This window comes from Oceanisphaera arctica (assembly GCF_002936955.1).
Taxonomy (GTDB): domain Bacteria; phylum Pseudomonadota; class Gammaproteobacteria; order Enterobacterales; family Aeromonadaceae; genus Oceanimonas; species Oceanimonas arctica.
In genome coordinates, this window is the sequence record NZ_MPZM01000001.1 from 218,338 (window position 1) to 235,670 (window position 17,333).

The following is a 17,333-nucleotide window of genomic DNA, read 5'->3' on the forward strand; positions in this document are numbered from 1 at the left end:
AATCAGAGTGGCCCAGGGTGTTGCGCTTTCGGTATTTTCGTCGGTGTTGTTTGCGCTGCTGTACTATTACGCCAGCCTGATGACGCCGTTGAGCGGCGAAGTCGTGTTCGGTTGGCGCATGTTGCTGACCATGCCCTGTGTCGGTCTGTTTCTACTCTATAGCGGCTACTGGCGACTGGTGATCACTCTGTTTGCTCAGCTTAAAAGCCGCCCGGTATTATGGATAGGGTTGCCCTTGTCCTCCGCCCTGGTGGGCGTGCAGCTGTGGATTTTCATGTGGGCGCCCATCAACGGGCGGGGGCTGCCCGTGTCGCTCGGCTACTTCATGATGCCGTTGGTGCTGGTATTGATCGGCCGTTTTCTCTATCAGGAACGGCCGACCCGGCTGCAGTGGATGGCAGTGGTCTGTGCCGCTATTGGTGTGGCCAACGAGCTGTGGCAGGCGGGCGGTATTTCCTGGGAAACCCTGGTAGTGGCCATTGGCTATCCGCTGTATTTTGTCTGGCGCCGCTGGCTGGGTACCGACAACCTCGGCGGCCTCTGGTGTGACATGCTGTTGATGATCCCCGTCGCGGCCTGGTTCGTGTTCTCGGTTGATGCGCCCTTTGCCGCCTTTGGCCAGCGGCCCCTGTTATCCCTGCTGGTGCTGGGGCTGGGCATGATCAGCGCCCTGGCATTGGTCAGCTACATTCTGGCCAGTCGCCGCCTGCCGTTCAGCCTGTTCGGCCTGCTCGGTTATGTGGAGCCGATACTGCTGGTGGTGGTATCGCTGGTGCTGGGCGAGAGCATATCGGCCGAGGAGTGGCCAACCTACATCGCCATCTGGATAGCGGTGGGGCTACTGGTGTTGGAAGGGTTTCGCAAGCTGCTGGCATTTCGGCGCTATCCCTTCGATTGACGCCGTCAGTTACGCCCACATCACGCAGATGGCCGCAACCACGATAAGGCCCAGCCCGAGATGATCGTGGCGGGCCAGTTTGTCTTTGAAGTACCAGGCTGAAATCAGCAGGGTAAACAGCACCTCGATCTGGCCCAGGGTTTTGACCAGGGCCACGCTTTCCAGGCTCATGGCGCTGAACCAGCCGATGGAACCCAGGCAACTGGTGAGGCTGACCAACCCGGTCAGGCCGGGCCGGCGAACCAGACCAAGCAGGCTGGCCGGATCGCGCAAGCCCAGCCAACCCACCAGCAACAGGGTTTGCAGACCGATCACCAGCAGCAAGACCCAGGCGGCGGAGAAGGGAAAAGATAATTCAAGCAAGAGGCTGGCTTCCCGCACCCACAGCGAGGTTAGCGCAAAGGCCAGGCCGCTGCCGAGGCCCAGCAACAACGTCATCGGCGACACCGACCCGGCCGCTCTGTGCAGGCCGCTCAGCAACCAGACCGCCATGCCGCCCAGCAGCACGCCAAACCAGCCGAGCGCGGTGAGGGGCGCACTGAAAAAGAATACCCCCAATGCCGCCGCCAGAATGGCCTCGCTCTTGGCCAGCCCCACTCCCACCGCATAGTTACGCAACTGAAACAGCCGCACCATCAGGGTGGTGGCCAGGATCTGGCTGAGCGCCGCACCCACTATGTAACCGGCAAAGGGCGCAGAAAAGTCGGGCAGGGGTTGCTGGGGCTGCCAGCGATACAAGAGCCACAGGTAGGTGGCGGCAATGGGTCCGGCCAGAATAAAGCGCGCCAGGGTCACGCTGGTGGCGCCAAGGCTCTGGCTCAGTTGTTTCTGAAAGGCATTGCGCCAGGCCTGCATCAGGGCGGCGAACAGGGTAAAGGGGATCCAGAGCATCAGGTTACCAAAAGATGTGAGGTGTAAGGCGTGAGGAGTGAGGAGTTCGGGCCAGACCTTCAGGCTCTGGTGTTTTTCACCTCACCCCTCACCCCTCACGCTGTTTTATTCTTTTGTTGCTGCTCTAGCTTGCGCGCCTGCTTCTCGGCCCGGCGTTGCTCGGCATTGGCTACCGCATCGCTGCCGATATGGGCTTCGCCACGGGCCCTGGCCAGTTGCAGCTGGTGCTCGCGTTCGGCGTAACGGCGTTGTTGTTCCGGCGTTTGCTGATCATGACAATGAGCGCAGCTCACGCCATGCTGATAATGGGCATGTTGCAGATCTTCTGGCGACAGCGGTGCCCGGCAGGCAGAGCAAAGCTGATACTGACCCGGCTGTAGCTGGTGATCCACGGTGACGCGATTGTCGAACACGAAGCACTCGCCCTGCCACAGGGATTCCTGCTCCGGCACTTCTTCCAGATATTTCAGAATGCCGCCGTGCAGGTGGTAGACTTCGTCGAAGCCCTGTTCCTTGAGATAGGCAGTGCTTTTTTCACAGCGAATGCCGCCGGTGCAAAACATGGCGACTTTTTTATGCTTGTTGGCATCCAGATTGTTTTTGACGTACTCGGGAAACTCGCGAAAGCTCTCGGTATTGGGATTGAGTGCACCCTTGAAGGTACCGATATCCACTTCATAGTCGTTGCGGGTATCCACCAGCACCACGTCCGGATCCGAGATCAGAGCATTCCAGTCTTTGGGTGCCACATAGGTGCCCACCACTCGCTTGGGATCGATGCCTTCCACACCCAGGGTCACGATTTCCTTCTTCAGTTTTACCTTGGTGCGGTAGAAGGGCTGCTCTTCGCTGAGGGATTCCTTGTAATCGATACCCTTGAAACGGGCGTCGGCATCGAACCAGACCTTGAGCCGGTCGATGGCGGCGCGGGAGCCGGCCACGGTGCCGTTGATGCCCTCGGCCGCCAGCAGCAGGGTGCCGCGGATCTGTTCGGACTCCATCATGCTCTGCAGCGGCTCGCGCAGCGCTTCGTGGTTGTCGAGGGTAACGAATTTATAGAGGGCACAAACAACAAACTGAGACATGGTTTCCTCCAGCGCCGGCCGTGCGCTGTATCAAGCAAATATTCGTGGCCACACTCGCAGAGCATGACGCTACAGGGCGCGCATGATAGCAAATTTTTGGCCGTGCCTGCACCTGTAGGTGACGGAGCTGGCACAAAAACGGCGCCCGCAGGCGCCGTTTATATGGGTAAGGTTGAGCTTAACCGATGGCGGGTACTGCTGTGTCGGTTTCTTCATCCCGGTTGAATACCGCTTCGTCGGTCTGGCCCAGCAGCTTGCTGCTGATGGTGCCGGCGGTCATGGCGCCGTTGACGTTGAGTGCGGTGCGCGCCATGTCGATCAGCGGCTCGATGGAGATAAGCAAGGCGGCCAGGGCCACCGGCATGCCCATGATAGGCAGTACTATCAGGGCGGCGAAGGTAGCGCCACCACCCACACCGGCCACACCGAAGGAGGCGAGGGTAATGACCCCGACCAGAGTAGCCAGCCACAGCGGATCCAGCACATCGATGCCCATGGTGGGGGCTATCATCACCGCCAGCATGGCCGGGTAGATACCGGCACAGCCGTTCTGGCCTATGGTGGCGCCGAAAGAGGCAGAGAAGTTGGCGATGCTTTCCGGCACGCCCAGCTTGCGGGTCTGGGCCTGCACGTTCAGCGGTATGGTGGCGGCGCTGGAACGGCTGGTAAAGGCGAACGCCAGTACCGGCCACACCTTGGTGAAGAAGCGCTTGGCGTTCACACCGACAAAGGTCAGCAGCAGGCCGTGTACCGCAAACATGATGGCGATGGCCACATAAGAAGCCAGCAAAAAGCCGCCCAGGCTGACCACGTCCTGCAGGTTGGAGCCGGCGATGACCTTGGTCATCAGCGCCATCACACCGTAAGGGGTCAGCTTCATCACCAGACGAACCAGACGCATCACCAGTGCCTGCAGCGCTTCGATGCCGCCGATAACCCGGCGACCCAGCTCGGGCTCGTCTTTCAGCAGCGACAGGGTGGCAAGACCCAGGAAGACGGCGAACACCACCACACCGATGATGGCGGTGGGGCTGGCGCCAGTCATGTCGGCGAAGGGATTACGCGGAATAAAGGACACCAGCAGTTGCGGTACCGACAGGTTGGCCACGCTGGCTACCTGAGCTTCCAGCTGTTCGGCTCGGGCCAGCTCGCGGGCGCCCTGCACCAGATCGGCGGCATTGAGGCCGGCGGTGTGGGTGACAAATACACCTACCAGGGCGGAGATGGCGGTGGTAAACAGCAGCACACCCAGAGTCAGCACGCTGATCTTGCCGAGCGAGGTGGCGTTGTGCAGCCGGGACACGGCGCCGAGAATGGACACCAGTACCAGCGGTATCACTATCATCTGCAACAGGCGAACATAACCGCTGCCGACCACGTTGACCCATTCCAGGGTGCGGGCGATGGTGTTGGTGTCATACAGGGTCTGCATGATAAAGCCGGCGGCCACACCGAACAGCAGACCGGTCAGCACCTGGCGGGAGAGGGATTGGCCGCGACGGGACAGTTTACCCAGCAGCAGCATCAGCAATAAAAAAACTGCCAGATTGAATAACACAATCAGCATGGTGACTCCGTGAACAGTAAATAATATCGATTGCGGGCGATGCTAGCAGCAGATCCGACTTGATCGTTAATCGATTTGGTTATGAGTTATGAATAATTGGGTGTTTAGCGGCAATAAATTGCTGTTAAAGCATACAGTTGCGTTAAATATAAACAATAAAAAATAGGCAGGGCCCTATGATGAGCCCTGCCGACGCAATTAACGCAGTTGTTTCAGCAGTGTCGCGCTGGCATAGCCGTCAGCCACTTGCTTGAGCGACTGCTGATAAGCCCGGATGGCACTGATGGTGTTGGGGCCAATCACGCCGTCGGTTCCTCGGGTATCGAAGCCCCTGGCGGTCAGCCTGCGCTGCAATTCTTCTTTTTCCGCCCGGCTCAGGGCGCGTTCATCTCGGGGCCAGGGGGAGCGGAATTCACCACCACCGGCCAGTTTGTCGCCCAGATGTCCTACCGCCATGGCGTAGGAGGTGGCGTTGTTGTAGCGGCGGATCACCTTGAAGTTGCTGAAGATGGCGAAGGCCGGGCCGTGGGCACCGGCAGGCACCAGTATGGCGGCCTCGCCATGGTCGGGCAGCGTCTGTCCGTTAACGGTGGTGATGCCCTGACTGCGCCAGTAGGCCACCGGTTTGAGGTTGCCCTGGTCGGCGGTGGAATAATCAAAGCCGTCTGGCAGCGACACCTCAACCCCCCAGGGGGCGCCTTGCTGCCAGCCGAAGCGAGCCAGATAAGCTGCGGTAGAGGCGAGGGCATCGGTGGGGTCTTCAGACCAGATATCCCGTTTGCCATCGCCGGTAAAGTCCTGTGCGTATTCCAGATAGCTGGTAGGCATAAACTGGGTATGGCCCATGGCGCCGGCCCAGGAGCCGCGCATTTTTTCGGAGCTGACATCACCCGCCTGCAATATCTGTAATGCCGCGATCAGCTGTGCTTCGGCAAAGGTGCGACGCCGACCTTCGAAGGCCAGGGTAGCTAATCCCTCTATGGTACTGGTGTTGCCACGATAGGAGCCGTAGTTGGTTTCCATGCCCCAGACGGACATCACCACCTTGGCGTCTACACCGTAGCGACTTTCGATGGCCTTGAGCGTAGGTCTGAGTTTTTCCCATTTCTGGCGACCGGTGCTGACGCGGGTCGCGGAGGTGGCGGTGTCCAGATAATCCCAGATCTGGCGGGTAAACTCGGCCTGGCCACCGTCCAGCTTGATGACCTGCGGGCTGAGTGATACGTCCTTGAAGGCGCTATCGAACACCGCAGGCTTGATGCCCTTGGCCAGGGCTCGGCGGCGAAAATCATTGCGCCAGGCGGCAAAATCCGCCAGCTCGGCCTGGCTTATTTGGGTGGAGGTCGATTGCGGAGGAAGGGCCTTGGTCTGTGGTGCGGTACTGGCCTGACCGGCACAGCCGCTAAGGGTGGCACCGATCACCAGCGCACCGATGTAGTGTCGTGTAAACATGTTTTCCCGTCTGTTGGCGTTGTTATGTGCAGCGTGATTGGCAGCATATCCCAAGCCCATAAAAATGAAAGAGCTCCCAGATATTTTGCCGCTGCTTGATACCATGTACTTAAACAATCGATCGGTTTGATATTCATACCCATCTCGGACAAAGGGCCCGCTCCGCCGACCCGCTCAAGCACCTCCCTGTGGCGCTCAGCACATGATATCCCTGTCATGTGATGGTCGGCGGAGCAGATCCCTTTATCCTCCCTGATGCCAGGGAGTTGCCTGTTGGCGTCGTCTACAGACAACTCGGTGCTTGAGAAGAGGCAACAGAGATGGCCTCCCACGACCGTGAAATGCCAGGGCCGGAAAATGCTCCTGCCGTTCCGGCATTCCCGCCCTCCCTGGCGGTCAGATGGCATTTCCGAGCTTACAGGGATGTACTCGTAGCGTGTCGAGGGAGGCGGCACTGTTGCCTCTGTTCTGGGGCCTCAATATGACCATATCATTACTGGGATTGGTATTAACGGCCGGCGGCCTTGGCCAGCAGCTCGCAGACCTCACTATCGACGGTCTGGCCGAAGTCATCGTAGAACTGGCCGACCGAGCCGAAATCGTCACTCACGATCAGGGCGGTAAGCTCGTCTGCCAGGGCGTTAATCCGTGCGGCCGCCTCGGTCGAGCCGACCGGCACCGCCGCGCCTATATGCGCCGCTCCCTGCTTGCGGACCGCCCGTATCGCGGCTTCCATGGTGGCGCCGGTGGCCAGGCCATCATCCACCAACAGCACATGGGCGCCGGCCAATGCAAGAGGCGCGGCCTGGCCCCGGTAGGCGAGCTCCCGGCGTTGCAATTCCGCCCGCTCGTGCCGGATCACGGCATCTATCTCGGGCTGCCTGATACCGCCGATCGCGGTGATGGAAGGATTGAGAATCATGATATTGCCCGAGGCGATGGCGCCCATGGCCAGCTCCGGGTGACCGGGGTAGCCGAGCTTGCGCACCAGCAGCACATCGAGCGGCGCACCCAGAGCCTTCGCTACTTCAAAGGCCACCGGTACCCCGCCGCGGGGCAGGCCCAATACCTGCAAATCGGGCTCGTCGCGATAATGCAGCACCAGCCTGGCCAGAGCCTGGCCGGCGGCGCGTCGGTTTGTAAAAGACGACAAGTTCGTACTCCTGCTCAGAGTCGTGATCTAACCATAGCAAAACACCATAAAAGTAGATTTATCCGGCAGATAGTGGCGCTGACCTTTGGTATCATCGCCCTTCAAGAGCCGGCGTTCGGCCCTGGCGGGATCGGCAGTGTGACGGGGGCATGGTTCTAGTGATGGCTGGCAGTCCCCTGCCAAGTCTGAATGGCTATTCAAATAGAGGAAAGGGTGTGAAGTGTCCGAGCTGTGAAAATATCATCGCTGCCGCCCAAATCACCGAGCGGCAGGTCAAGGGGTTGGATATTCGGTTTGCCTGCCCGCATTGCAAGGTGACACTGGCGGTGAACGGGCGGGCCACCCGTGCCAAGCTAATGGGCTTTGTGCTGTTGATGTCGGGTTCCGGCGTCATGCTGTGGGGGCCGGAGCCTGCCTGGATCTTTGGCCTTATGGTCGGTATTGGCGGTGGTGGCCTGGCCTTTGCCGCGAGACGGCGCGAGTTACGATTGCAGTGCCTGGACAAGCCCGGTAGCGTTACTGAAAGCTAACGAGACCGTCAGACGGATATTCTATCGGAGCTGCTATGTATCTGATTAGAGATTTTAAAGAAACCGACCTCAGTAGTCTGGAGTTGATCTATCACGATGCGGTGATGGAGCAGGGGCGGCGAGGCTACAGCGATGAACAGGTGTCGTTATGGGCGTCATTCCCCTATTTGTACTCGACCGACTTCAGAACCCTGGTACAGACCGGCTATACCCGGGTCATGGCGTGCAACCAGATACCGGTGGCCTTTGCCACCCTGCACCCCGATAACCATCTGGCACTGTTGTATGTGCTGGCCGGCCATGCCGGGCGTGGCCTGGCCGGCCGCCTGTGTGATGACATAGAGCAAGAGTCCGGTCGTCGTGGTGTGGTCTGTTTGCGCACCGATGCCAGCCTGCTGTCGCGACCCGTATTTGAACAGCGCGGATACCGCCTGATAGAACAAGAACTGGTAGAGAAGGCGGGCCAGCAATTTACCCGCTTTGTCATGGAAAAATCATTGCCCTCGCAGACCACCTGAACACTGGCGTCAGCCAGGCGTTTGCCGCAGAATAGCGGCCCCCCGCCGAGGGGAGACTTCATTTATTCCGGGGTAGGAGATCACCAATGGCCAAGCCGAAAGACACCTATTATCTGACCGCCAACTGTCCGGGTAGCCTGGGCACAGTGGACGTGATAACGCGCTACCTGTGCGAGCAGGGTTGCTATGTGGTGGAAATGCAGACCTTCGACGATGTGCTGAGTGGGCACTTCTTCATTCGAGTGGAATTTCGTCCGCCCCGGACGGCCCCCTTTGACGAAGCGGGTTTTCGGCATGGCTTGCAGCCCAGGGCCGCACAATTCGGGATGCAATGGGAGCTGGTCGCCGCCGAAGTACGCCCCAATGTGGTGATCATGGTCTCCCGGCTCGATCATTGCCTGAACGACTTGCTCTATCGTTATCGCACCGGTCAGCTGGCCATCGAAATTCCGGCCATCATTTCCAACCACCCGGATCTGCAGCGGCTGGCCGACTGGCATCATATTCCTTTCTATCATCTGCCGGTGAGCGACGACAACAGGGCCGAGCAGGAAGAGCAGGTACTTGGCGTCATCAATGAATGCGAAGCCGATCTGGTGGTGCTGGCGCGTTACATGCAGGTGCTGAGCCCTGAGCTGTGCGCCGCCCTGACCGGCAAGGCCATCAATATTCATCACTCTTTGCTGCCCGGCTTCAGGGGCGAGCGACCTTATCATCAGGCCTACGACAAAGGCGTCAAGCTGGTAGGGGCCACGGCGCACTACATCAATAACGATCTGGATGAGGGCCCCATTATTACCCAGGGGGTGGAGGTGGTGGATCACAGCCATTATCCGGAACAGTTAACCGCAAGGGGGCGGGATATCGAGTGCATTACCCTGGCCAGAGCGGTGCAATATCATATCGAGCGTCGGGTCTTCCTGCATAACGGCAAGACGGTGGTCTTTACCAACTGAGCTTTACAGACCCTAATAAACAGCGGAGCTTATTCACAGATGAACAAAACCCTATTGGCCGGGCTGATGGCGCTGGCCCTGGCAGGCTGTGCCAGCAAGCAGCCGGAACAGCCTTTTACCCTGACCCTGGCCCATATCAACGACACCCATTCGCATTTTGACCCGACCGACGCACGCGTGACGCTGGGCAATCAGGCGGTGTTTACCCGTCTTGGCGGGCACCCCCGCCTGCTGGGGTATGTCAATGCACTGCGCCAGCAGGCGGCACGGGACGATCAACCGCTGCTGTTTGTACACGGCGGAGACGCCTGGCAGGGTACCGGCTATTTCAAACTCAACCGGGGCGCGATGAACGCCGATGTGCTGAGTCGCATGCAGCTGGACGCCATGGCGCTGGGTAATCATGAACTTGATCTCGATAACGGTCGGCTGTCTGCCTTTATTCAGAGCGTCAACTTTCCGGTGCTGGCCGCCAACCTGGATGCCAGCCAGGATCCGGACCTGAACGGCCTGGACAACCTCAAGCCCTATGTCCTCTATGCCTTTGACGGCAATAAAAAGAAACGGGTCGAGAGCGTCGAGGACGCAGGCAAACGCCCTGTTGTGGCGGTGATGGGGCTGGTGCTGGAAGACATGGCAAACATAGCCCCTAATGTCGGCATGCTGCGTTTCGAGCGGGAAGTCGACAGCGCTCAGCGTACCGTCAGGGCTCTGCGCGAGCAGGGCGTGAAATACATAGTCGCGGTGACCCACCTGGGGCTGGAGCGAGATCAGCGCCTGGCCCAGAAGGTCAACGGCATCGACGTGATCGTCGGCGGCCATTCTCACAGTCTGCTCGGTGACTTCAGCAACCTCGGCTGGGGTGACGGCGGACCCTATGCCCGCCAATTCAATAATCCGGACGGGATCGGCACCACCTGTGTGGTGCAGGCCGGCCAGTTTGCCCAGACCATGGGGCAGGTTAATGTCACCTTTACCCTCGATGGACGGGTCAGCCGCTGTGAGGGGGGCAACACCCTGTTGTCGGATAACGTCTTCTACCGTGATATTCGTCGGGGGGATAACCATAGGTTGAACGAGGCGCAACAGCAGCGAGTGGCAGCCGCCATCGAGGCCGAGCCCAATATCAAAATGGTGGCGGAAGACCCGGCGCTGCGTGCGCACATCGATAAAGTGTATCTCCCGGCGCTGACCAAAGCCTACGGCGACGTGGTAGGTCATGTGCCTTTGCTGCTAAAGCATGTGCGGCTGCCGGTCGAAGGCAGTGGCTCTCGGGTGGCCCCCCTGGTGGCGGCGAGCCAGCTGTATTGGGTCAATACCCCGGAAGTACAGGCGGTGACCGGCCGCCGCGCCGACTTTGCCCTGGTAGCCGCCGGCTCGGTGCGCAACAGCCTGGAGCCGGGCGCGCTTAAAGAAGGCAATGTCGGCCTGGAGCTGTTGCCCTTCGCCAACCCCGTCAGTCTGGTGTCGCTTACCGGCCGCCAGGTGACGGGATTGTTGCTGGAAACCATTAACGCTTCTTTACCGTCGGCCGCTCATACCGGCAGGTTCCCCTACGGAGCCGGGCTGCGTTATACCTTTAACGAAACCAGCCGGGGGCGGGGTTATCTCAACCGTATCGAATACCTGGATAACGGCCAGTGGCAGCGAATTGAACCGGATACCCGCTATCAGGTGGCACTGACCGGCTACCATGCGTCCGGCAACGATGGTTGGAATACGCTGTTTGATTCACAACAGGCGTTCACCGACCGGCTGGATCTGGCGTTCGTCAATGGCAAGCTGACCGGGTTTCCGGTGGCCCGGCTGAGTAAAAACGTGCAGGGCGCCATCGAGGTGCACTACATCAACCAGCCACTGAACTGCAAAACGGCAGGGGTTGCCTGCAACACCGATGCCCGGGCTTTTATCGATTATGTACGAGAGCGCAGGCCGGTACTGACGGCATTGCCCGAAAGCGGGATCACGCTCAACCGTTTGTAAGTACAACAAGCCCGGCATGACCGGGCTTGTTCGTTAATGAGCACCGCGCTTTTTTCATCGATGAGGGAATACTGAGATCTGTTTGGATCTGAACTTCCGTGTCGAGGCGGCGGTGCTTTCCTCTTGCCCGGCAGATCCTGGAAAACGAAGTTGGATTCAAGTGGAATCAAGGGGCGGTCGGGCTTGCAGGGTGAGCCTTATCTCGGGCTCGACATCGATTTTCAATCCTGTCAGACTCGCCGTCATCGCATTGATATTAAAAATTGTTATCAAGAAATCTGCTATGTTTACATACTTTATTGAGTCTGTTTTGGGAGTCGAATCATGAAGCCAGCCATTGCCGCAGCGCGAGGCCGCCGCTCCTTGCCGACCTTAGCTCTTGGCCTGCTGCTGGGGGCCTGGAGCTCGCTGTTGTACGCCGCCGATCCTCTGCCTGTACCACAAGGGCGGGTGGTCTTGACCGTGACCGGCAAGATTGCCGTGACCAATGCCGACAACAAGGCCGAGTTTGATATGGAGATGCTGTCGGCCTTGCCGCAGCATGAGTTCAACACTAGGACTCCCTGGGCGGATCAGAAACAACATTTTCGTGGAGTGCTGCTGAGTGATCTGTTACAGCGTGTCGAGGCCGAAGGTTCACAGTTGCGGATTATGGCTTTGAATGAATACCATCATGATGTCAATATGAAGACGGTGAAGGAGCTCCCCCTCTTACTGACGACGCATCTGGACGGCAAGCCGATGAAAATACGAGATAAAGGCCCTGTGTGGCTGATGTTACCTCTGTCGGATAACCCGCAGCTGGACACCAAGCGTTTTCACGAGCTGCTGGTCTGGCAGCTGAAAAGCCTGGATGTGCGCTAACGGTGAAGACCTTCAAGTTGCTCGCTCTCACCGTCATCGTCCTGGTATTCGGCGGCAGCTCTCTGTACAGCTACAACCGGGATCTGGAGGTGGTGCGTTACGTGTCGGCGACCATCAAGGCCGTCGGCTGGTCCAGCTCCGAGCTGGAGACGGAATTGCTCAAGTTTGACCATGCACTGACGGCGCTGTCGGCTCATACCGCCGACAAAGCCTACGTCCAGCTGCGCTTCGAGCTGCTGTGGAGCCGAATCGATACTCTGCTGCAGGGACAAGAGAACCGCCCGCTGCGCGAGCAGCCGGGGGTGATGTCGCTGCTGGACAGCTTTTCTCGGCAGCTCGAGGACTGGGAAGACAGGGTTTATGCGCTGCGCGCAGATGACCGAGCCGAAATACTGGCGCTGCGACAGGAGCTGGCGCCCTTCCGGCAGCAGGCGCGGGAAATCAACGTCGACAGCTTTTCCGGTGACAAGGTCTGGCAACAGCTCGATATCATCCAGGATGTTCGTCTGCGCTCCAGCTTGTATCTGGCCGGCCTGCTGTTCAGTGGCGGCCTGATGTTGTGGTTTCTGGTGAGGGAAAACCGCCGCAATCGCCACCTGGCCTATCACGACATGCTCACCGGCCTGCCCAACCGCATGTTTTTCTATCAGCTGATAGGCCAGGCCCTGAACCGTGCCCGACGGGAGCGGCAGAGTCTGGCGGTTCACATGGTGGACTTGAACAGCTTTAAGTCCATCAACGACAGCCTGGGTCATGAAGTGGGGGACAGCCTGCTGCGGGAGATTGCTGTCCGGTTGAGTGACACCATAGGCACACAAGGCCAGGTGGCCCGGTTGGGCGGCGACGAATTCGTCATCATCCAGCGGCTCGAACAGGCCGAGGATGCCGGGCTGATGGCTAAACGATTGTTGGAGTCGCTGTCTCGTGATGTGCAACTGCCCGACGGCTGTCTGTCGCCCCAGGCTTGCATCGGCACCAGCCTCTATCCCGAGCACGGCACCACCATCCCCGAGTTGTTGAGTCATGCGGACACGGCCATGTATTACGCCAAACACAGCCGCAAGACCATGGTGCAGATGTTCGAGCCGGGCATGGACGAGCGACGACTACGCCGGCAGAAACTGGCAGTGTCCTTGCAGGCGGCGATTGAACAGGATCGGCTGGCCCTGCATTACCAACCGATTTTTCGGTTGAACAGCGGCGCCATCGAGTCGGTGGAAGCGCTGCTGCGCTGGCACTCGGCCGAGCATGGTGTTGTCAGTCCGCTCGAGTTGATCGCGGTGGCCGAAAGTCATGGCCTGGCGCACCGGCTGAATGACTGGGTGCTGTCACAGGCTTGTCGACAGCTGCACAGCTGGCACCAGGCCGGTTTCGACTGGCTGAAGGTGAATGTCAATATCAGTCCCAATATCTTTATGGACGGAGAACTGGCAGGTACCGTCAGCCGGGTATTGCACCAAAGCGGTCTCGATGCGTCTAGCCTGGTGCTGGAAATTACCGAAGACACCAGCCTGTGGGATACCGCCGGCTCGCTCGATATCCTGCAGGAGCTACGTGAACTGGGCATAGAGATAGCACTGGATGATTTTGGTACCGGCTATTCCTCCTTCAGCCACCTGCGCCAGTTGCCGCTCAACAAGCTCAAGATCGACAAGTCCTTTGTGGCCGACCTGGCGACGGATCCCCGTGCGGTCAGTCTGGTCAAAACCATTATTTCGCTGGCCGAGAGTCTGGACATGACGGTCACTGCCGAAGGCATCGAACTCCCCGAACAGCAGGCGCAGCTGCAATTGCTGGGCTGTGAACTGGGCCAGGGCTATCTGCTGGCCAGGCCCATGCCGGTCGAGGATATGGATTTGCTGTTGCAAGACAGGCTGCTCTGTTCCCGTTCGGCTTAACCCGCGCCTTTTTCGATTCTGAACACGCCCCTGTTTTCATAATGCAAACAGGGGCGTGATCAGGATCGACCTTCCACTATTTGTCGACACATCCCAATTTATTAAGCGAATCACCTGCTACTTTTAGCGTGTGAGCCAATAAAGTGTCGACAAATCATGGCTGTACCGAGTGAAGACTTTCACTATCTGCTGCTCAGGCCCAGCCATCATCAGATGCTGGTCGGCCTGTTATGCGATAAGCGTTATCCGTTGCTGCGCAGGTATCGCCACCGTCTCTCTGCCCGCCACACCGATCCCGGACTCGCCCAGCTCGAACATCGCCAGACTCTGAATGCCGTGCTCCCGGGCGATGGTGAACTGGCCGAGCTGTTGATGCGTCGCCATCTTGCCCGCAGCCGTCGTCATCTGCTGGCCCAACTTCTTATCCAGCAATATGTCCAGCAAGATGTCCAGCAAGATGTCCAACTACATGCCCCACTACATGTCCAACAACAGGAGAAACAGCCATGAAGCTCAGTCTATTTGAGGTGCTGCAAGGGGCGCGACCGCTGGCCATCGTCGGCGCCGTCAATGCCTACAGCGCCATGCAGGCAGAGCAGGCCGGACACCAGGCGCTCTATTTGTCCGGCGCCGGGGTGGCCAATGCCTCGTTCGGGCTGCCGGATCTGGGCATCACCAGCCTGAACGATGTTCTGGAGGATGCCCGGCGCATCACGGCGGCCTGCGAGCTGCCGCTGCTGGTGGACGCCGATACCGGCTTCGGTGGCGCTTTCAATATTGCCCGTACCGTGCGGGAGATGGAGCGGGCCGGGGTGGCGGGTCTTCATATCGAGGATCAGGTGGCCCAGAAACGCTGCGGTCACAGGCCCAACAAGGCCATCGTCTCGCTCGATGAAATGGTGGACCGGGTCACGGCGGCGGTGGATGCCCGCACCGACGCTCGCTTCGCCATCATGGCGCGAACCGATGCGCTGGCGGTGGAGGGCATGAACAGCGCCGTCGAGCGGGCCCAGGCCTGTGTGGCCGCCGGTGCCGACTTTATCTTTCCCGAGGCGATGGAAAGCCTGGAGCAATACCGCAGCTTCTGTGAGGCAGTAAAAGTGCCGGTGCTGGCCAATATCACCGAATTTGGCAAAACGCCGCTGTTCAGTCAGAACGAGCTGGCCGACGCCGGGGTGGCCATGGTGCTGTATCCGCTGTCGGCCTTTCGGGCCATGAGTCTGGCGGCGGAGACCGTTTATCGCCAGATCCTGAGTCAGGGCCATCAGCGTGATTTGCTGACGCAGATGCAGACCCGGGAGCAACTTTATCAGACGCTCGGCTATCATGATTACGAGGCCAAGCTGGATGCCCTGTTCGAACACTCGGTTCAAACAAAGCCGTCTGTTGAAACAAAAGGCTCTGTGGGTAATAAACAAGGAGGCAAGCATGACTAACGCCGAAGGATTGCGCGGCCAGACCGCCGGCCAGACTGCACTGTGCACCGTGGGTAAGACCGGCTCCGGTCTTACCTATCGCGGATATGACATCGCCGACCTGGCCGCCCACGCCCAGTTTGAAGAGGTGGCCTTTCTGCTGCTGAAGGGCTATCTGCCCAACAAAGGGGAGCTGGGCGCCTTCAAGACCCGGCTGCGGGCCAATCGCGGCCTGCCGGCGGCGCTGCGCACAGTGCTTGAACTGATACCGGCCTCCGCCCACCCGATGGACGTGCTGCGCACCGGCTGCTCTGTGCTTGGCAACCTGGAAACCGAACACAAGTTCAGCGAACAGCAGGAAGCGGCCGAACGATTGCTGTCACTGTTGCCTTCGATGATCTGCTACTGGTATCGCTACGCCCACGACGGCGTGCGCATCGACACCGCCCTGGATGACGACAGCCTCGGCGGCCACTTCCTGCATATGTTGCGTGGCGAAGCCCCGCCCGAGCTGGATGTGAAGGTAATGAACTGTTCGCTGGTGCTCTATGCGGAGCACGAATTCAACGCCTCTACCTTTGCCGGCCGGGTTTGTGCCTCCACCCTGACCGACCTGCATTCGGCGGTGACGGCGGCCATTGGCACCCTGCGAGGGCCGCTGCACGGCGGCGCCAACGAGGCGGCGATGGCGATGATAGAGCAGTGGAGCGGTCCGGATGAGGCAGAGGCCGCCTTGCTGGGCATGCTCGAACGCAAGGAAAAAGTCATGGGCTTCGGTCATGCTGTTTATACGGTGAAGGATCCGCGCAATGCGCTGATCAAACCCTGGGCCAAAAAGCTGAGTGAAGCGGCGGGTGATCGAGTTCTGTATCCGATATCCGAGCGGGTAGAGGAGGTGATGTGGCGCGAGAAAAAGCTGTTCGCCAACGCCGACTTCTATCACGCCAGCGCCTATCACTTCATGGGTATTCCGACCAAACTGTTCACGCCAATTTTCGTGCTCAGCCGGGTTACCGGCTGGACCGCGCACATCATGGAGCAGCGCGCGCACAACCGCATCATCCGCCCCAACGCCGAATACGTGGGCCCGGCCCCCCAGAAGTGGGTACCGATAGCGAAGCGGTAAGCCGATATCAGCATCTTGGATACAAATCAGCTATCGGAATAAAGAGGCAACAGGGTTGCCTCCTCCGACGCGCTGCGAGCACATCCCTGTGACGCTCAGCAAATGCCATCCCTGGCATTTGACGGTCGGCTGAGGCAATCCCTGCCGCCTCTTTTGACGCCGGAGTTAGCTGTTGGTATCACCAACAGGCGATGCCGGAGCTTGAAGGAGAACAAAGGGAAGGAGTAAATACGGACGTCGCGCCTGCCATTGCCGCCGTTCTGCTCCTCCCCCTTGGCTGCGGGATACAGGTATAACGGCAGGCTTTCGCCAGGGGGAGGCGGGGTGGGGGTGTTGCCTTTATCGCCGCCGAATAACAAGGAGCACACCATGAGCACCAATGTTGATCTGAACCAGAGGCCCGAGCCCGATCAGCTGCTGGTTACCATCGCCGATTATGTGACCGATACCGAGTTCACCTCGGATGAGGCCTACAACACCGCCCGACACTGCCTGGCCGATACTCTGGGCTGTGGCCTGCTGGCGCTGCGTTTTCCCGAATGTACCAAGCATCTGGGTCCGACCGTGCCCGGCACCATGGTGCAGCACGGTGCCCGGGTGCCCGGTACTTCTCACGAGCTGGATCCGGTGACCGCCGCCTTCAACATCGGCTGCATTATCCGCTGGCTGGACTTCAACGACACCTGGCTGGCTGCCGAATGGGGGCATCCGTCCGACAACCTGGGTGGCATTCTCGCCATCGCCGATTACCTGAGCCGGGTGGCGGTGGCGCAGGGAAAGGCGCCGCTGACCATGCGCGATGTGCTTACCGCCATGATCAAGGCCCACGAAATTCAGGGCGTGCTGGCGCTGGAAAACAGCTTCAACCGGGTGGGGCTGGATCACGTGTTGCTGGTGCGAGTGGCGTCTACCGCCGTCATCACCAGGATGTTGGGCGGCAGCCGCGAGCAGATAGTCGACGCCCTGTCTCAGGCCTGGGTCGACGGCTGCGCCCTGC

At 59.5% G+C, this 17,333-nt stretch carries 16 protein-coding genes; 11 read left to right on the forward strand and 5 right to left on the reverse strand.

Features of this window, described 5'->3' with window-relative positions; translation table 11 throughout:
* Positions 1-7 precede the first annotated feature (7 nt).
* Positions 8-898, forward strand: coding sequence for an EamA family transporter RarD (rarD, locus tag UN63_RS01125; protein WP_104484944.1), 891 nt, complete (start codon positions 8-10; stop codon positions 896-898).
* Positions 899-907: 9 nt separating this feature from the next.
* On the opposite strand, the gene UN63_RS01130 is transcribed toward rarD, so the two are convergent.
* From UN63_RS01130 to UN63_RS01150, 5 genes are all read right to left on the reverse strand, one after another.
* Entirely contained in the window at positions 908-1,789 is an 882-nt protein-coding gene (locus UN63_RS01130) for a DMT family transporter (protein WP_104484945.1), read from the reverse strand.
* 95 nt (positions 1,790-1,884) lie between these two features.
* A complete protein-coding gene (gene trhO / locus UN63_RS01135; protein ID WP_104484946.1) occupies positions 1,885-2,874 on the reverse strand; it encodes an oxygen-dependent tRNA uridine(34) hydroxylase TrhO in 990 nt (329 codons plus the stop codon).
* Positions 2,875-3,052: 178 nt separating this feature from the next.
* The gene (locus UN63_RS01140; RefSeq protein ID WP_104484947.1) at positions 3,053-4,441 is read right to left on the reverse strand and encodes an L-cystine transporter; all 1,389 of its coding nucleotides are present in this window, start codon (positions 4,439-4,441) and stop codon (positions 3,053-3,055) included.
* Positions 4,442-4,639: 198 nt separating this feature from the next.
* On the reverse strand, positions 4,640-5,893 hold the full coding sequence (locus UN63_RS01145; protein WP_104484966.1) for a lytic murein transglycosylase: 1,254 nt from the start codon (positions 5,891-5,893) through the stop codon (positions 4,640-4,642).
* A gap of 508 nt (positions 5,894-6,401) precedes the next feature.
* Entirely contained in the window at positions 6,402-7,046 is a 645-nt protein-coding gene (locus UN63_RS01150) for a phosphoribosyltransferase (RefSeq protein WP_104484948.1), read from the reverse strand.
* Positions 7,047-7,261: 215 nt separating this feature from the next.
* Between UN63_RS01150 and UN63_RS01155 the strand changes: the two genes are divergently transcribed.
* From UN63_RS01155 to UN63_RS01200, 10 genes are all read left to right on the forward strand, one after another.
* Positions 7,262-7,576: a hypothetical protein gene (locus UN63_RS01155; protein WP_104484949.1), complete on the forward strand. Its 315-nt coding sequence runs from the start codon at positions 7,262-7,264 to the stop codon at positions 7,574-7,576.
* A gap of 35 nt (positions 7,577-7,611) precedes the next feature.
* Entirely contained in the window at positions 7,612-8,094 is a 483-nt protein-coding gene (locus tag UN63_RS01160; RefSeq protein ID WP_104484950.1) for a GNAT family N-acetyltransferase, read from the forward strand.
* 86 nt (positions 8,095-8,180) lie between these two features.
* Positions 8,181-9,050: a formyltetrahydrofolate deformylase gene (gene purU, locus UN63_RS01165; protein WP_104484951.1), complete on the forward strand. Its 870-nt coding sequence runs from the start codon at positions 8,181-8,183 to the stop codon at positions 9,048-9,050.
* A 39-nt stretch (positions 9,051-9,089) separates the two neighbouring features.
* Entirely contained in the window at positions 9,090-11,033 is a 1,944-nt protein-coding gene (locus UN63_RS01170) for a bifunctional metallophosphatase/5'-nucleotidase (protein WP_104484952.1), read from the forward strand.
* Positions 11,034-11,357: 324 nt separating this feature from the next.
* Positions 11,358-11,897, forward strand: a complete 540-nt coding sequence (locus UN63_RS01175) for a putative pterin-binding protein (RefSeq protein WP_104484953.1) — start codon at positions 11,358-11,360, stop codon at positions 11,895-11,897.
* A 2-nt stretch (positions 11,898-11,899) separates the two neighbouring features.
* Positions 11,900-13,795 (forward strand): putative bifunctional diguanylate cyclase/phosphodiesterase, encoded by a 1,896-nt coding sequence (locus UN63_RS01180; RefSeq protein WP_229793501.1) that lies wholly within the window; start codon positions 11,900-11,902, stop codon positions 13,793-13,795.
* 213 nt (positions 13,796-14,008) lie between these two features.
* Entirely contained in the window at positions 14,009-14,305 is a 297-nt protein-coding gene (locus UN63_RS17420) for an FCD domain-containing protein (RefSeq protein ID WP_373294566.1), read from the forward strand.
* Complete coding sequence (gene prpB / locus UN63_RS01190) at positions 14,302-15,231, forward strand: methylisocitrate lyase (RefSeq protein ID WP_104484955.1); 930 nt, start codon at positions 14,302-14,304, stop codon at positions 15,229-15,231. The genes UN63_RS17420 and prpB overlap by 4 nt, the downstream gene beginning before the upstream one ends.
* On the forward strand, positions 15,224-16,336 hold the full coding sequence (gene prpC / locus UN63_RS01195) for a bifunctional 2-methylcitrate synthase/citrate synthase (protein WP_104484956.1): 1,113 nt from the start codon (positions 15,224-15,226) through the stop codon (positions 16,334-16,336). Before prpB ends, prpC begins: the two co-directional genes overlap by 8 nt.
* Before the next feature lie 369 nt (positions 16,337-16,705).
* The coding region (locus UN63_RS01200; RefSeq protein ID WP_181068134.1) for an MmgE/PrpD family protein at positions 16,706-17,333 on the forward strand (628 nt) is incomplete at its 3' end.

Bases quoted from the DNA above. Each gene is read 5' to 3' on its own strand.
- purU (WP_104484951.1), top strand. From the start codon at position 8,181: ATGGCCAAGCCGAAAGACACCTATTATCTGACCGCCAACTGTCCGGGT.
- UN63_RS01175 (WP_104484953.1), top strand. From the start codon at position 11,358: ATGAAGCCAGCCATTGCCGCAGCGCGAGGCCGCCGCTCCTTGCCGACC.
- UN63_RS01130 (WP_104484945.1), bottom strand. From the start codon at position 1,789: ATGCTCTGGATCCCCTTTACCCTGTTCGCCGCCCTGATGCAGGCCTGG.
- prpC (WP_104484956.1), top strand. From the start codon at position 15,224: ATGACTAACGCCGAAGGATTGCGCGGCCAGACCGCCGGCCAGACTGCA.
- UN63_RS01160 (WP_104484950.1), top strand. From the start codon at position 7,612: ATGTATCTGATTAGAGATTTTAAAGAAACCGACCTCAGTAGTCTGGAG.
- UN63_RS01145 (WP_104484966.1), bottom strand. From the start codon at position 5,893: ATGTTTACACGACACTACATCGGTGCGCTGGTGATCGGTGCCACCCTT.
- UN63_RS01170 (WP_104484952.1), top strand. From the start codon at position 9,090: ATGAACAAAACCCTATTGGCCGGGCTGATGGCGCTGGCCCTGGCAGGC.
- UN63_RS17420 (WP_373294566.1), top strand. From the start codon at position 14,009: ATGCTGGTCGGCCTGTTATGCGATAAGCGTTATCCGTTGCTGCGCAGG.
- UN63_RS01140 (WP_104484947.1), bottom strand. From the start codon at position 4,441: ATGCTGATTGTGTTATTCAATCTGGCAGTTTTTTTATTGCTGATGCTG.
- trhO (WP_104484946.1), bottom strand. From the start codon at position 2,874: ATGTCTCAGTTTGTTGTTTGTGCCCTCTATAAATTCGTTACCCTCGAC.
- prpB (WP_104484955.1), top strand. From the start codon at position 14,302: ATGAAGCTCAGTCTATTTGAGGTGCTGCAAGGGGCGCGACCGCTGGCC.